The organism is Acinetobacter sp. GW821-FHT01E09 (genome assembly GCF_059422385.1).
Genome location: NZ_JBWKWU010000001.1, coordinates 4,331,011 through 4,346,757 on the forward strand (window position 1 = coordinate 4,331,011; position 15,747 = coordinate 4,346,757).

A 15,747-nucleotide genomic window follows, 5' to 3' on the forward strand; every position below is an offset into this window, starting at 1 on the left:
CCGTTTAAATCTTAAACATATTCAAAGGCGAAATTAACCATAAAATCAATAAAATATTAAAGAATATGGTACACAAATAAATCTTTTTAAAGGGTTGTTTTTGTGTTTTATGTCGTAAGCGTTGCTGTGCTAACCAAGCTGCAGGCCAACCACCTAAAAAAGCTAAAATATGCAGGGTATTTTCAGGAACACGACGCTGATTGCTCTGCGCGGCTTCTTTATCTTGTGCATAAAACCAATAGGTCATCACATTGATAATACTGATAAAAAGAATAAACATGCCATTGAGCAAACCGCTTATGGTCAAGATTGCCAAAGCAATAATATAAACAGCGCACAAAATTTGCATCGGCTGTAATTTAGCCTGCTTTACTGCATGCAACTGCTTGGCTTTAGCCGCTTGCTGGCTTGTCACTTTCGCCATTTGTGTGGCTTTTAAATACGTGACTTGTTTTGCTTTATAACGCCCTTGACCATCTAATTGCACCACATATTCAAGGGCACAGCCCACGATTGGGCGTGGCCCTTTTTGTGCAAAATCTTTGATGTGTAAAAATACGCGATCTTTTACACCATCATTTGGTTGAATAAAGCCATAGCCTTTATCATCGAACCATTCAACTAAACGACCTTGATCACGCATTTTATTTCCCACAAAAAACTATTAAGCAGTCACGAACTTTAATCTTTCAATCAACATATTACGCATTTCTTGCGGATTTTTCTGCAAAATATCATCACCTGCGCGTGCTTCAGCGGCATTCATCTGAGCGATTTGTAAACGCATCATCCAAAAGCGACCTGCAGCCATCGCCAAATATAACTCTAAACAAGCTCTTTCATCTTCAGTCAAAGGACGAATCGAAGTATATGCATTTAAGAAAGCCGTTGCTTTGGCTTCATTCAAGGCAACACTTGGATATTCTGTGCAAAAGTCATTTAAGGTAATCGCAATATCAAAAAGTAATTCATCTTGATTCATTTCATAAAAATCAAGAATGCCTTTTAACTCATCGCCTTCAAACAAAGTATTGTCACGGAACAAATCCGAATGAATAAAACCTTTCGGTCGATTTGGATACATCATGGTCAGTGCTTCATATAAACCTAAAAGGTTATTCAGCAAAGCACTATCCGCCACACTCAAAGTCGGTTTAATTTGTTGAGCAACGTTATACCAATAGGCATGATCACGCGCTACTTGACGCTGTAATGGGAAGTCTTGTAACGCCACATGCATTTTGGCCTGTGCTACAGCAATTTGCTCAACTTGAGCGATTGTAGAAGGCATAGGATGTTTACCTGACATCCGTGGCGCAATTTGTGCAGGCTTATCTTTTAAGCTATGAATCGACTGACCGCTATGTTTTAACGGAACAGGAACTGCCAAACCTTGTTGCCCCAAGTGTTCTAAGACAGGAATTAACTCCCCTGCTGCTTGTGCATCCATATTTTCAAATAATGTTAATACAAACTGTGTTCCATCAGCACAAATGATAAAATAGTTGGTATTTTGCACACCGCCTTGAATTGGTTTAAGTTCAACCACCTCTAATCCATAAGGTGCTGCAAAGTGTTGAACTTCTTTTAAACTCAAAGTGGTATAAACCGACATAGAAAACCTGCGAAAAAACTTACATAAGTTTGATAGAATAACCGCTTCGACTATCGAGGTGTAGCACCTAAGTCACGAACTTTCATAATCGCCTGTTATTTTTGGAAAAAATTATGCTCGCTAAACGTATTATTCCTTGCCTGGACGTAGATAATGGTCGTGTGGTGAAAGGTGTCCAGTTTTTGGATATCCGTGATGCAGGAGATCCTGTAGAAGTTGCCCGTCGTTATAATGAGCAAGGTGCAGATGAAATCACCTTTTTAGACATTACCGCAACATCGAATGGCCGAGATACCACTTACCGTACGGTTGAACGTATGGCTGAAAGTGTGTTTGTTCCACTTACAGTCGGTGGTGGTGTTCGTAAAGTTGAAGATATTCGTTTGTTATTAAATGCAGGCGCAGATAAAGTCAGCATCAACTCTGCTGCGGTATTTAATCCTGAGTTCGTTCAAGAAGCGTCTCAGCGCTTTGGTGCACAATGTATTGTTGTAGCAATCGATGCGAAAAGAACGGGTGAAAATAAATGGGAAATTTTCACCCATGGCGGCCGCAAGCCAACAGGCATAGATGCAATTGAATGGGCGGTCAAAATGGCAGAATTCGGTGCAGGTGAATTATTGGTTACCTCTATGGATGCGGATGGGACGAAAGCGGGTTATGACATTGGTTTAATGCGTCAAATCAATGATCGTGTCACCATTCCGACCATTGCATCAGGCGGCGTGGGTAATTTACAACATTTAGCAGATGGTATTTTAAAAGGTGGTGCCGATGCTGTATTGGCAGCCTCGATATTCCATTTTGGTCAATACTCTATTCCTGAAGCGAAACAATACCTTGCTGAACAAGGGATTGAAATGCGTCTCTAATTGATTGTGAGCGCACATATATAGAAGAATGTTATTTTGGCATTCTTTTATATATGCAATTGATTTAGTCTGATTCAAATAGCAAAAATTAAAATACCGAGAATTAAAACACCAAGATAAAACTGATCAATCAACATAAATTCACCCTCATCCTAGCTTTCTCCCAGAGGGAAAAGGAACTTTTAATACCAATATGACTCACTCAACATCATCACTTTTTGATTTATGAAAGAGATCAAATGATTGATCTCGAATCACTTTATCGATGCTTTTATATGAAAAAAAATCATGATTATTGGGATTACTTATTCTGATTATTTGCTTTAATCTTATAAGGGTAATTTCATAAAAATAAGCGTGAATCATTATGGATTTAATAAAAATAATACGGAAGCTCAACCAAATCGTCAGCCATAAATATCATTATTCCAGTTCCTATCATGCATTTAAAATGTCTGAATCAATGCATACTTACCACCGTGCAACCAGTTATGAACATCTGGCGCTTAACCAGCGTGACCCTCTTGATTTGGATCAGCTGTTAAGTGAAAAAATCCAAAAATATCAACGCAACGCGATTTGGTATTTTTTACATTCAGCACTTAAAGGATATAGCACGGCCCAATATAAATTGGGCATGATTTACCTACAAGGCCAGCTCGGCCTATCGCCAGATAAAAAGAATGCATACAAATGGTTGTTGCTTGCCGCCAATCAAGGTCATCTCGAAGCACAACACCAACTTTATCGGCTTTATTTACAATAAAAAAACCAGCTCGAAAGCTGGTTTTTTTGATCTACAAAATTAGTGATTAACCACCAATTTTTTTGTATTTGGTACGTTTTTGCACAGCAGCATCACCCAAACGCGCTAAACGATATGCTTCATATTCAGCATAGTTACCTTCGTAGAATTCTGGCTGTTCATTTTCAAATGACAAGATATGTGTAGCAATACGGTCAAGGAACCAACGGTCATGCGATACCACCATGACAGTGCCAGGGAATACAAGAATTGCATCCTCTAGCGCACGTAAAGTTTCAATATCCAAGTCGTTTGATGGCTCATCTAGTAAGATTACGTTGGCGCCCATCTGAAGGATCTTCGCAAGTTGTAAACGGTTACGTTCACCACCTGACAATTCACCAACACGTTTTTGCTGATCTTGACCTTTAAAGTTAAAGCGACCGATATAGGCACGAGATGCGATCTCGTATTCGCCAATTCTTAAGATATCTAAACCGCCAGAAACTTCTTCCCAAACTGTTTTATTGTTATCTAAAGTGTCACGAATCTGACCAACATAAGCAACTTTGACAGACTCACCCAATACAACTGTACCGGTATCTGGTTGCTGTTCGCCTGTCATCATACGGAATAAAGTGGTTTTACCCGCACCGTTTGGACCAACGATACCAACAATCGCAGTTGGTGGTACTGTGAACGATAAGTTTTCATAAAGTAGACGGCCATCAAACGATTTGCTGATGCCTTCAACTTCTACAACCTTATTCCCTAGGCGTGGACCAGGTGGAATATAGATTTCAGAGGTTTCATTACGTTGTTGGAACTCACGTGAGTTAAGCTCCTCAAAGCGCTCCATACGTGCTTTGTTTTTCTTTTGCTGACCTTTAGCATTTGAACGAACCCATTCCAATTCTTTTTTCAATGCTTTAGCAAAAGATTCTTCTTGTTTATTTTCCTGCTCTAAACGTGCATTCTTTTGTTCCAACCAAGAAGAATAGTTACCTTGGTAAGGAATACCATGTCCACGGTCAAGCTCAAGAATCCACTCTGCAACGTTATCCAAGAAATAACGGTCATGGGTAATCGCAACGATTGTACCAGCAAAGTCTTTTAAGAAACGTTCTAACCAAGATACAGATTCTGCATCCAAATGGTTAGTCGGTTCGTCTAGCAACAACATATCTGGTTTAGACAATAACAAACGACACAATGCTACACGACGACGTTCACCACCTGAAAGTAAGCTTACGTCAGAATCCCATGCTGGAAGATTCAATGCTGCTGCAGCTTGATCCATTTGGTTGCTAAGGTTGTGTGCATCCCAAGCATGGATAATTGCTTCTAATTTCTCTTGCTCTTTTGCAAGTGCATCAAAGTCAGCATCTTCAGCTGCATATTCAGCAAAAACTTCATCTAAACGTGCCAATGCATCTAATGGTTCACGTAAACCATCTTCAACGTTTCCACGCACATCTTTATTTGGATCTAATGGTGGTTCTTGCTCTAGATAACCGATTTTAATACCTGGTTGCGCACGAGCTTCACCTGAGAAATCTTTATCTACGCCAGCCATAATACGGAGTAGGGTAGATTTACCTGCACCGTTTAAACCAAGTACACCAATTTTTGCACCTGGGAAAAATGATAAAGAGATGTCTTTTAGGATTTCGCGCTTAGGCGGAACCATCTTCGACACACGGTTCATCGTGTAAATATATTGGGCCACGTAGGACTCCTCTATAATGAATAGAAATTCGCAAAATGCGAATAAATAAATACCGTCAATTATACGCTGAATTTATCTATTTTTGTTCAGATTTGTCCAATTGATTGAGATATTTTAAAAGCATCAAGAAAACATTTTTCCACACCAATGCACGTAATCAAATCGCGATCTCACACATGATCACGAACAAAAATCCGGCTGATACTGATATACAAATTGCGTCTTGGTTTGAGTTGAACTTGGTGCATTGTAGTTTGACAATGATTTCAAAGCAGAAAAACTAATAGCAGCACGTTGTACAACCTTATTGGTGTAATTTGCATTTGGGTCTTGATACTTAAACGAGACTTCAACTACAGCAGGTTTTAATCCTGCATAAGGTGCTTGGGTATACCATAAACTCATATCTACCTCTGCATCAAACTCGCCTAAATCAATGCTGACCCCACGATAACTTCGTTCATAAAGAGAGAGTCCACCTACAGGTGATAACGGCTGATTATCACTGATGGCAAAGGTTTCTTTAAATTTTGGAAAATGCGTATGGATGTCTAAAAACTTATTGATTGTCCGTGTATTTGCCACTGTGGTGGATTTACTGGAACCCACCAAAAATCCTTGTGTTGCTGTTTGCGTGATATCATCTTCAAGCTTGGTTTTGGCTCCCGCAGTCGAGCTACTCAAATCGGAAAAATCAGACAGATAATGATCATAGCTTCTAAATTTAAGCGTCACTTCAGATGCTCCGTTTTCAATCCGTTCTCGAAAGCTATAGCCCATATTATTGAGTAGGCAACTGCTGGGTGAATCATAAAAACGTATTTGGCGTTGCTTGTCTAAGATCATCGTTCCTGAAACTGTACGGTTAATTTGTTGTGCAATAACCGTTTTGGCTTGTTGCATATAGCTATTTACGTTAGCAGACTCATTGGCATAGCTAAATTTGTCTGGCTGTAACAACAATTTATATTCACGCGATGTCACTTGCGGTACAGCCCAAGCAGTTGTAGTGATTAAACTTGTTAGAACAGTGAGAATGGCTATTTTTTTCATTGAGGAACCTATTATTTTTAAATGATGGTTATAGAAAAAGCCGCCTCTTGGGCGGCTGTTGTTATGCAACTATTGACCTTTTAAATTCAATTTATCCATGATGTATAAGGTATTGATATCAATACGTGTACGTGCCGCATCCAGATACTTTGGCTCCATGCCTTTGGCATTATTCCAAAGCCCCATATCGTCATCATTTAAAATCCCAAGTGTCGTACTATTGATCAACCACAGACCTTCCATTTTATCATGTGGATATTTAACCGCTTTCCCCATATCCAGTACCAATGTTTTAGGTGCTGGAACAATATTAAATGCTTTTAAACCGTCCCAGCCTTTATCCAATTGGTATTCTTCTAAGGTCTTGCCCGCAATGGTTAAACCGAGCTTTTCATCTTGTTTGACATCATTTTGTGTTTGAATATCTTCTAAATTGGTGGCTTTGCTTAAATCAATACGATAGACATTTTTCATCACATTTGGCGTATCTTTATAAAACAATCCATCTCGTTCTAAAACCAGAAATTGTGTTGCACTGAGGGCAATAATGGCAGAGTTTGAATTTTCAGCTATCTCTTGCTGATATAAATATTGTGCGACTTTGCCTGTTTCAAGATTAATCGTCACAATACGCGTCAACGTTGATTTATTGACATTTTTATTCGGTAAACTCATGGTCGATTGCATAATCCCAACCAAAGTTTTTTGGTCTGGGCTAATGGTTAAGCCCTCCATCCCTCGATTGGCACGGCGATAACTAAACTCATTCGGCAAAGTCCAATTGTTGCGTTTATCAGCCTTAAATGGGTTGATACGCCCTATTTCTTTACCATTGGCATCATAATGCACAATATGCGGTCCATATTCATCGCTGACCCAGAACGTTCCATCGTTAAGTGCAGTGAGCCCTTCGCTATCCAAGCCATAATCATCCAATCGAATTGGATTATTCACCACATCGTAAGGCTTGGTTGGATCTACAGTAATCACTTTCCCATTGACATCATATGGTGTTTCCCCAGTGCCGCCTAAAGCAGAAGTGTTGGGTAATCCAGTGATGTCTTTTCCATTAATATCTTTTAAATTGATGGTTTTAATTAATTTCACAGTACCATTGTCTTGAACTTCAAATAAACCAATTTTCGGCACATAGTCTGGAATGGCGAAAACCTTACCAGCACCATATAATTTATCAGTAAAGTCTGCATTTGGCCCCCGATCGGTCAATGCATAGAATTGCTTTTTATTACTTGGATGTGCAGCAACATCAGAACCAAAACCACCCTGACGAATATCAAACGAGCTATCAATGGTCGTACCATTCGCAGAGTAACGTCCCAGTACGTTAAATGGCAATGCTACACCTTGTGCAAACAAATTGGGCTTACAACTGTTTTCGGTTTTAGTGATTTCACTGGCTTCAAGTTTGCCATTGCCATTGCGATCTAAACCGCTCTGCATACGTGTTCCCCCCATTACACAGGCTTCATCACCAAATGCCAATGTTATATTTTGGGTTAAGGTCTTCTGTGTTGTTGAATCTTGATCATCATCAGAACATGCGGTCAAACCTAGTAAACTACAGAGGACTAAAGTTAAAGTGCTTTTATGGCGGGTCAGTTTATTTATTGCTGCTTTTTTCATTGTGTTTTTAATAACTGAATTTATGGAATTTGTTATGCTAGTTTCAGCAAATGACACCACAATGACAGCTCACAAACTCAGCGATATTCGGTCTATTTTTCCTCGTTGAAACTCAATTTATCTCGGGCTGCATTGTTGGCTTTATCTGTTTTTATGATTTTAAAATATATAAACCCTTGTTTACTTCATATATTTATTTGTTACACTCTATTGAAATTTAATAAAAAGTTGACGGAAGAACATGACATATAAAGACGAAACTCTTGCCATACATGCAGGCTATGAACCAGAAGCAACCACTAAAGCGGTAGCCGTTCCAATTTATCAGACCACCTCTTATGCCTTTGATAATACCCAACATGGTGCGGATTTATTTGACCTCAAAGTTCAGGGTAATATTTATACACGGATCATGAACCCAACGACCGCTGTGCTTGAGCAACGTCTGAGTGCGCTTGAAGGTGGTATTGGTGCTTTAGCATTGGCTTCGGGTATGTCTGCGATCACCTATTCTATCCAGACCATTGCAGAAGCGGGTGACAATATTGCATCGGTTTCAACACTTTATGGTGGAACATATAATTTATTTGCCCACACTTTGCCAAAACAAGGCATTGAAGTGCGTTTCTTTGATTACCAAGATCCTGAAGCATTGCGCGGCTTAATTGATGAAAAAACCAAATTGGTTTTCGTTGAGTCGATTGGCAATCCGCTGGGTAATATTATTGACCTAGATGCCATTGCTAAAATCGCACACGAATATGGTGTACCCGTGATTGTGGATAATACCGTTGCAACACCTGCCCTACTGAAACCTTTTGAACATGGTGCAGATATCGTGGTGCATTCATTGACCAAATATATTGGCGGTCATGGTAATTCAATTGGTGGTGCGATTGTCGATAGTGGTAAATTCCCTTGGGGCAAATATCCCGAGCGCTTCAAAGTCTTAAATACCCCAGATCCAAGTTATCATGGGGTGAACTATGTAGAAGCTTTAGGTGCAGCGGCATATATCGCCCGTGCACGTGTTGTTCCATTAAGAAATACAGGCGCAGCGATCAGCCCGCTCAGCGTATTCTTAATTTTACAAGGCTTAGAAACACTCAATTTGCGTATGGAACGCCATACTGAAAATGCACAAAAAGTTGCTGAATATTTACAGGCACATCCAAAAGTAAAATGGGTCAACTACGCAGGTTTAAAAGATCATCCACAACATGCTTTGGCACAAAAGTACGTCAAAGGTAAACCGTCTGCAATTCTGTCCTTTGGTGTTGAAGATGGTCGTGAAGGTGGCACCCGTTTTATCGATGCATTACAGCTGTTTACTCGCCTAGTGAATATTGGTGATGCAAAAAGTTTAGCCTGTCACCCAGCAACTACCACTCATCGTCAACTGAATGAAACAGAGCTAAAAGCAGCAGGCGTGAGTATTGATATGGTGCGTTTATCTGTGGGGATTGAACATATTGATGATTTGATTGCTGATTTAGAACAAGCACTTGCTCAAGTGTAATTTTATTTTTGTGATCTTAGGGTCTGTTGACAATTCGTCTAGGTTTGCGACTACGTGTATTTTTTAGGCGATACTAGGCGCGAAATACGAAATTTAGTCATTCTAAATAAGTAGTTCGTAACGACGTAGCGGCAAAAAATACGCTAGTCCCGAAGGGTTGTGGCTAAAATTATCTCAGCCTACGTTATGAAACTCGAAAATAGTCTCGCTATTCTCTTCGTTTCATGCCTTGCCTGCTCAATTTTAACCTACAACGCAAGCCATTTATGAAATATCAACAGGCCCTAAATTTTCCAAATAAAAAGACCTGAATCATTTAGGTCTTTTTATTTATAAATTCAATTATTTACCTTGAACTTTTTGTTCAATCTCTTCAACACTGGTATGTCGCGCATCAAAACCTTTTGCCATATAAATGACTTGTTCTGAGATATTACGGGCATGGTCACCAATCCGCTCCAGTGAACGCAATACCCACATCACATTGATGACACGACTAATATGACGTGGATCTTCAATCATATAGGTCATCAGTGTACGTGTCGCGGATTGATATTCACGGTCAATATCTGCATCGGCCAACAAAACTTTTAATGCTTGTTCTGCATCCACACGCGCAAAAGCATCTAAAGCATCATGAATCATGACACGCACTTGATTGCCAATATGCCGTGTTTCCATATAGCCACGTGGCGATTCACCCTCTTCACATAAAGTCTGTGCAATACGGGCAATTTTTGCAGCTTCATCACCAATACGTTCTAAATCGGTATTGGCTTTACTCATGGCAATCACCATACGTAAGTCGATTGCAGCTGGATGACGACGCGCCAAAATCAAAGTCAGTGCTTCATCAATTTCTCGTTCATAACGATTGACTGTATTGTCTTGAAATTGAACATCAATCGCCATATTGGCATTGGTATCCAATAAAGCATGCACTGCATTTGCGACTTGTTGTTCTACCAAACCACCCATGGTCATAAATTTGGTATTCACATCCTGTAAGTCCTCATTAAATTGAGAAGATATATGATGGTTTAATACAGGATTACTTGGGCTCAAGGTCAGATGCTCCACACGCAACAAAAACTATTTTTATGGGTTAATATTAAAGCATATTCATTATGAATGTTTTATGACAAGTATTTTTCTTTCAAATGAATTTCTCAATATCGCTCATTTCACTTCTGATCAAAGCAATTTAGAGTAAAGATACTACTACAATTTGCTGAATTTACATATGTCACTTTGCTGTGAGCATCCGTTTACAGCAAATTCACGATGCTGTACTCAGCTTAATTTTTGCAGATCTTAAATCAGACACATGACTCAGTTTCTTGCAAAAAGTAACGTTTCATTATCACAAAACTACAAAATATTTCATTTATTTAGCCTCGATTCAGCGACAATGGCATCGAACAAAACTGAGCTTCTTTTAAATGCTGGTCGAATGAAATTTCCTCGCAATATCCTTCATTTTCTCATTTCAGGCATACTCGTTATCTTGAGTTGCATGGTGGTTATCGCGTGTCAAAAACCCACAACCGACATTGTCAAAGAATCCAAAGAAGCGCCGCAAAAAGAAAATCCAATTCCTGATTTAACGCAAATTTGCCAGAATCTCAAAAATGAGATGCTGGCAATCAATGCAAAAAGAACCACGCTTGCGATAGAACAAGTCAATCAAGATATTCGTATGTGTTTGCCCTTGATGAAACCTGCGGAACAAATGGAATTGATGCATCAGTCGAAACGTATGTATCAACAATTTTTACAAATTGAGCGCACTTCAGAACAACAACAAGCATTTGAAAACTATGCTTTAGATCAAGCTGCATACCCGACCATTCAACAGAGTAAATTTGAACAACTTAATCTGCGTGACCAATATTTATTACGTCACAAAGGCCAAGCGTATATCGAATTGACCGAACAAACAGATGATAAAATTGTCTATCGAAGAAGCCCGCAATATTTAGCAAAAGTTTTCGCGCCGTATCTGACTGCGCCTGAACAAGTTTTTATCGAAAATCTTGCACAACAAAATACCCAACCGCTTTTTAAAAACCATAAACCCGATATTGAGGCTGAAGAAATTGCAAAAAGAGCTAAGTTTTGGCAAGAATATCTGCAAACTTATCCCAATAGCCCTTTTTTACATGATGCGCAGTTCTTAAAAAATGCCTATAGCAGTTTATTGTTTTTAGGCACTGAAGAAGCACCTATATCGAGCAGTTTTGAAAATCAAACTGATATCGATGCAGCCAGCTGGTTGGTGATTGAACGCTTGGCAAAATCCAATGATGGTGAGCTTTCAGCTCAGGCCAAGAAGTTTGTTCATTTTTTAGCGATGAGCAAAGAGCAAAGACAGCAAAAAATTCAAATTAGTGAAAAAGAACGCACTAAACTGGAAAATATCCCTCAATTATTGGCGCTGTCCCAGCTCAATCAATATCTAAATTTAAGCCCGATCGACTTTAAGCATGTTAAAAAAGATTGCTTTAGTGATGCGATTTGTTCTAACAGTTAGATGTTATTTTAGCTCAATTTTTATTATCCTTGTGACATTCAAAAATACACAACAACAGTCATACTATGAAAGCTTTAAAACAACATCTATCACTCACAACACTCTGCCTGTGTACCCTATTCAGCGCTTGCCAAAAACACGAGAATAATCGAACAATTGAAACAGACAAAGCTTCTTCTGAAGCGACTCAGACCAGTACAGCTGAAATACCAGCGTTTCCACAAGACTGTAACGAGATAGATACAAGCATCAAAAAATTAGAAAAAACGGTCATCGTTGAAGATTTAAATGACCTCAATCAATTACTCAAAAAATGCCTCGCATCTGCGCCGCTAAAAACACGTTATCAATGGCAAGCAAAAATTGAAGGCATATATCAAAAACTCATCGCGGATGCCTCGCCTGAAGTCTTTCAATATATGACCGACACACTTGCAGACGGTCAGTCTATGACCGCTCAACAAAAACAAGAACTGTATAAAAAGTTAAAACCACGTGAGAAATATTTAGTTGATCACGCAAAGGACTTATATTTAGCAAAATTTTATATCGGTGAAGGTGAATACACCTTTGTACAGCATCCACAATATGATCTGGATATTTTTGCACCCTATTTAGAAAAATCAGATCAGGTTTACTTTAAACAGATCCGTAAAGAATATACAGGTGCCAACTATATTATGGACGCAGGGCTAGCAATTAGTTTTGATGAAGTGGCCAATCGACTGTTATATTGGGAAAAATTCAATAAAGATTACCCCAACAACCATTTTAAACCTCAAGTCGTAGAGAACATTGAACAATACCGTAGTGCACTTTTTCAAGGCGACGACAACACCCGTACGCTCTGGTTCGATGACGATAAAATTGCAGATGAACAAGCAATCAAAGCGATTGAAAAAATTGCAAAAAGTAAAACTGCAAGTAGCCAAACTGCACAGAAATTTGTGAATTTAATCAACGCAAGTGAAACGCTTTGGCAGCAAATGCCAAAACCATCTAGACAGTATCCTGAAGATAACTCACCTGAACAGCAAGAGATCAGGGCACAACGTGAAGCATTTGAACAAAAAATTAGAAAATCTGTCGAGGAAATTCTGACTCAAAAAAATAATTGAAATTGATATCTGCATGCCAGCATATTTTTAATGAGAACATGCTAAGATTTAAACATCGCTTGACGGAGCGCGAGTAATTCCTCGCTGAGATTTAGTCAGTTTTGCATCTCCTTGCCAAAACTTAAACTAAAGTACCGTTGAACCTGATCAGGTTAAGACCTGCGTAGGAATCAAGCATCTAAAAACTGACAGCCCATAGTTTTTCTATTTTTTCGCAATAGCGCTTTATTCTGATGATGGATTTAGCAGATAAAATAGACTAAATTTGCCACCGTTTTTGGTCGTGCTTGATTCGTTGATGTCATTCATAAGGATCATTGTAATGAACCAATTAACGAATCTATCCCCTGCTGATCAATTGGCTCAACACGAGCAAGAAGCCAAAGATCTGACTCGAATTTTACCCGCATCTAAAAAAGTTTATATTCAAGGTTCACGCCCAGATATTCAAGTACCGATGCGTGAAATTGAACTCACGGATACACCGACAGGCCTAGGGGGTGAAAAAAACCCACCGATTATGGTTTACGATACTTCAGGTGTTTATACCGATCCCAACGTACACATTGATTTGAATAAAGGCTTACCCAATGTCCGTGAAACTTGGATTGAAGAACGTGCCGATACTGAACATTTAGCCAGCTTAACCTCTAAATTTGGCCAAGAACGTCTGAAAGATATTCGTACTGCTGAAATCCGTTTTGCCCATATTCAAAAACCACGTCGTGCAAAAACAGGCAACAATGTCACACAAATGCATTATGCCAAACAAGGCATCATCACGCCTGAAATGGAATACATTGCGATTCGTGAAAATCAGCGCCAGCATGAAGGTGTCGATATGCGCCAGCATGCAGGGCAAAATTTTGGTGCACACAACCTCATGGAGATTACCCCTGAATTTGTGCGTAAAGAAGTCGCTGAAGGTCGTGCCATTATTCCAGCCAATATTAACCATCCTGAATGCGAACCCATGATCATTGGGCGTAATTTCTTGGTAAAAATCAATGCCAATATTGGCAACTCAGCTTTGGGTTCATCGATTGATGAAGAAGTGTCGAAAATGACTTGGGCAACCCGTTGGGGTGCTGACACCATCATGGACTTATCGACGGGTAAAAATATCCATGAAACCCGTGAATGGATTATCCGCAACTCACCAGTTCCAATTGGTACGGTACCAATTTATCAAGCACTTGAAAAAGTCGATGGTGTTGCTGAAGACCTGACATGGGAAATCTTTAAAGACACCCTGATTGAACAAGCTGAGCAAGGTGTCGATTATTTCACCATCCATGCCGGGGTCTTATTACGTTATGTGCCGATGACAGCCAATCGTTTAACGGGGATCGTATCACGCGGTGGTTCGATCATGGCGCAATGGTGTTTGGCGCATCATGAAGAAAACTTCCTCTATACGCATTTTGATGAAATCTGCGAAATCATGAAAGCCTATGATGTGTCTTTCAGCTTAGGCGATGGTTTACGTCCGGGCTGTATTCAGGATGCCAATGATGAAGCGCAATTTTCCGAATTACGCACTTTAGGTGAACTGACCCATCGGGCATGGAAGCATGATGTTCAGGTCATGATCGAAGGGCCAGGCCATGTGCCAATGCATATGGTCAAAGAAAATATGGACTTGCAACTTGAAGTTTGTCAGGAAGCACCTTTCTATACTCTTGGTCCGCTCACCACCGATATTGCTCCAGGCTATGACCATATTACCTCGGCGATTGGTGCAGCGATGATTGGTTGGTACGGCACTGCAATGTTATGTTATGTGACCCCTAAAGAACATTTGGGTCTGCCCAATAAGAAAGATGTTAAAGACGGGATTATCACCTATAAAATCGCAGCCCATGCAGCGGATTTAGCCAAAGGTCATCCGGGCGCACAAGTTCGTGACAATGCTTTATCTAAGGCACGCTTTGAGTTCCGTTGGGAAGATCAATTCAATCTCAGCTTAGATCCTGATACTGCAAGATCGATGCATGATGAAACTATGCCTAAAGAAGCACATAAGTCTGCACACTTCTGTTCAATGTGCGGACCTAAGTTCTGCTCGATGAAAATCACCCAAAACGTGCGAGATTATGCACAAAATCAACAAAATGCAGCCCACCCTGTAAATAGCGAAACGCTTATAGAAGATGGTCTCAAAACCATGAAATCCGTTTATCAGGAACAAGGGCAAAAGTTGTACCATAAAGTGTAAAGATTAAAAAAAACTTTTGTCTTTCACTATTTCTCAGTTAGGATGAAGTGAATATGTTTCATCCTAACTGTGCACATGAACATCATTCAGCAAGCAACCTACACCCATAATGATGTAGAAATACAATCTCGTGAATATGCCTTTAAAGGTTTTGTTCAAGTCGAAAAAGTGAGCTTGCGACACCGATTATTTAACCAAACTGAATATACCTCAGCCATTCAACGTGAATTAATTCGCCGTAAAGAAGCTGCTGGTGTACTGATTTATAATGATCAACAACAAAAATTTGCATTGATTGAACAGTTTCGTGTAGGGGCAATTGATGATGAAATTTCACCTTGGCAACTCGAAATCATTGCAGGCGTACTTGATGGAGATGAATCTCCAGAAAGTTGCATTCGACGGGAAAGCATCGAAGAATCTGGATGTGAATTAAACCAAATCAAACACCTGTTTAGCTTCTATCCATCTGCTGGTGCATGTGATGAAATCTTTCATCTCTATGTAGCGCAAGCCGCATTACCTGCTGAAGGTGGTGTGTTTGGTATGCCAGATGAAGGTGAAAATATCCAACTTCATATCATTGATTATTCAGATCTGAGTCTATTATTAAAAAGTAATCGTTTAAAAAATGCACCTGTGATTATGGCTTTGCAATGGCTACAACAGCACTTGCATGCATTTGAAGATGTCTAGGGGAA

General features: G+C 39.6%; 13 protein-coding genes and 1 riboswitch. Of the genes, 7 read left to right on the forward strand and 6 right to left on the reverse strand.

Going from position 1 to position 15,747, the window contains the following annotated elements:
* Nucleotides 1-4: 4 nt before the first annotated feature.
* Entirely contained in the window at nt 5-643 is a 639-nt protein-coding gene (locus AC07U8_RS19815) for a DUF1294 domain-containing protein (protein ID WP_494738473.1), read from the reverse strand.
* Nucleotides 644-664: 21 nt separating this feature from the next.
* Nucleotides 665-1,615: a homoserine kinase gene (locus tag AC07U8_RS19820; protein WP_494738474.1), complete on the reverse strand. Its 951-nt coding sequence runs from the start codon at nt 1,613-1,615 to the stop codon at nt 665-667.
* Between the two features lie 113 nt (nt 1,616-1,728).
* Here AC07U8_RS19820 and hisF point away from each other — a divergent pair, with 113 nt between their 5' ends.
* Nucleotides 1,729-2,487 (forward strand): imidazole glycerol phosphate synthase subunit HisF, encoded by a 759-nt coding sequence (gene hisF, locus AC07U8_RS19825; RefSeq protein WP_004725324.1) that lies wholly within the window; start codon nt 1,729-1,731, stop codon nt 2,485-2,487.
* Between the two features lie 451 nt (nt 2,488-2,938).
* Nucleotides 2,939-3,253, forward strand: a complete 315-nt coding sequence (locus tag AC07U8_RS19830) for a tetratricopeptide repeat protein (RefSeq protein WP_228128903.1) — start codon at nt 2,939-2,941, stop codon at nt 3,251-3,253.
* A gap of 46 nt (nt 3,254-3,299) precedes the next feature.
* Here the strand turns inward: AC07U8_RS19830 and ettA are convergent, their stop codons facing one another.
* The 3 genes from ettA to AC07U8_RS19845 form a co-directional block, all read right to left on the reverse strand.
* Nucleotides 3,300-4,961: an energy-dependent translational throttle protein EttA gene (gene ettA, locus AC07U8_RS19835; RefSeq protein WP_004816581.1), complete on the reverse strand. Its 1,662-nt coding sequence runs from the start codon at nt 4,959-4,961 to the stop codon at nt 3,300-3,302.
* Nucleotides 4,962-5,141: 180 nt separating this feature from the next.
* Nucleotides 5,142-6,014, reverse strand: coding sequence for a hypothetical protein (locus AC07U8_RS19840; protein ID WP_494738475.1), 873 nt, complete (start codon nt 6,012-6,014; stop codon nt 5,142-5,144).
* Nucleotides 6,015-6,083: 69 nt separating this feature from the next.
* Complete coding sequence (locus tag AC07U8_RS19845; protein ID WP_494738476.1) at nt 6,084-7,658, reverse strand: esterase-like activity of phytase family protein; 1,575 nt, start codon at nt 7,656-7,658, stop codon at nt 6,084-6,086.
* A 241-nt stretch (nt 7,659-7,899) separates the two neighbouring features.
* Here AC07U8_RS19845 and AC07U8_RS19850 point away from each other — a divergent pair, with 241 nt between their 5' ends.
* Complete coding sequence (locus AC07U8_RS19850; protein ID WP_004725315.1) at nt 7,900-9,177, forward strand: O-acetylhomoserine aminocarboxypropyltransferase/cysteine synthase family protein; 1,278 nt, start codon at nt 7,900-7,902, stop codon at nt 9,175-9,177.
* Between the two features lie 342 nt (nt 9,178-9,519).
* On the opposite strand, the gene phoU is transcribed toward AC07U8_RS19850, so the two are convergent.
* Entirely contained in the window at nt 9,520-10,242 is a 723-nt protein-coding gene (phoU, locus tag AC07U8_RS19855) for a phosphate signaling complex protein PhoU (RefSeq protein ID WP_004725313.1), read from the reverse strand.
* Between the two features lie 451 nt (nt 10,243-10,693).
* Here phoU and AC07U8_RS19860 point away from each other — a divergent pair, with 451 nt between their 5' ends.
* The 4 genes from AC07U8_RS19860 (at nt 10,694) to AC07U8_RS19875 (ending at nt 15,742) form a co-directional block, all read left to right on the forward strand.
* Nucleotides 10,694-11,710, forward strand: a complete 1,017-nt coding sequence (locus AC07U8_RS19860; protein ID WP_016539146.1) for a hypothetical protein — start codon at nt 10,694-10,696, stop codon at nt 11,708-11,710.
* A 65-nt stretch (nt 11,711-11,775) separates the two neighbouring features.
* Nucleotides 11,776-12,828, forward strand: a complete 1,053-nt coding sequence (locus AC07U8_RS19865; protein ID WP_209827805.1) for a hypothetical protein — start codon at nt 11,776-11,778, stop codon at nt 12,826-12,828.
* A gap of 53 nt (nt 12,829-12,881) precedes the next feature.
* Nucleotides 12,882-13,015, forward strand: a riboswitch (TPP riboswitch).
* A 135-nt stretch (nt 13,016-13,150) separates the two neighbouring features.
* Complete coding sequence (gene thiC, locus AC07U8_RS19870) at nt 13,151-15,046, forward strand: phosphomethylpyrimidine synthase ThiC (protein ID WP_034612636.1); 1,896 nt, start codon at nt 13,151-13,153, stop codon at nt 15,044-15,046.
* A gap of 75 nt (nt 15,047-15,121) precedes the next feature.
* Nucleotides 15,122-15,742 carry an NUDIX domain-containing protein gene (locus AC07U8_RS19875; protein WP_004816566.1) on the forward strand — a complete coding sequence of 207 codons (621 nt, stop codon included), beginning with the start codon at nt 15,122-15,124 and terminating at the stop codon, nt 15,740-15,742.
* Nucleotides 15,743-15,747 lie beyond the last annotated feature (5 nt).

Coding starts and splice junctions, on each gene's coding strand:
- AC07U8_RS19830 (WP_228128903.1), top strand. CDS start 2,939: ATGTCTGAATCAATGCATACTTACCACCGTGCAACCAGTTATGAACAT.
- thiC (WP_034612636.1), top strand. CDS start 13,151: ATGAACCAATTAACGAATCTATCCCCTGCTGATCAATTGGCTCAACAC.
- AC07U8_RS19840 (WP_494738475.1), bottom strand. CDS start 6,014: ATGAAAAAAATAGCCATTCTCACTGTTCTAACAAGTTTAATCACTACA.
- AC07U8_RS19845 (WP_494738476.1), bottom strand. CDS start 7,658: ATGAAAAAAGCAGCAATAAATAAACTGACCCGCCATAAAAGCACTTTA.
- AC07U8_RS19860 (WP_016539146.1), top strand. CDS start 10,694: ATGGTGGTTATCGCGTGTCAAAAACCCACAACCGACATTGTCAAAGAA.
- AC07U8_RS19850 (WP_004725315.1), top strand. CDS start 7,900: ATGACATATAAAGACGAAACTCTTGCCATACATGCAGGCTATGAACCA.
- hisF (WP_004725324.1), top strand. CDS start 1,729: ATGCTCGCTAAACGTATTATTCCTTGCCTGGACGTAGATAATGGTCGT.
- AC07U8_RS19820 (WP_494738474.1), bottom strand. CDS start 1,615: ATGTCGGTTTATACCACTTTGAGTTTAAAAGAAGTTCAACACTTTGCA.
- AC07U8_RS19865 (WP_209827805.1), top strand. CDS start 11,776: ATGAAAGCTTTAAAACAACATCTATCACTCACAACACTCTGCCTGTGT.
- AC07U8_RS19875 (WP_004816566.1), top strand. CDS start 15,122: ATGAACATCATTCAGCAAGCAACCTACACCCATAATGATGTAGAAATA.
- AC07U8_RS19815 (WP_494738473.1), bottom strand. CDS start 643: ATGCGTGATCAAGGTCGTTTAGTTGAATGGTTCGATGATAAAGGCTAT.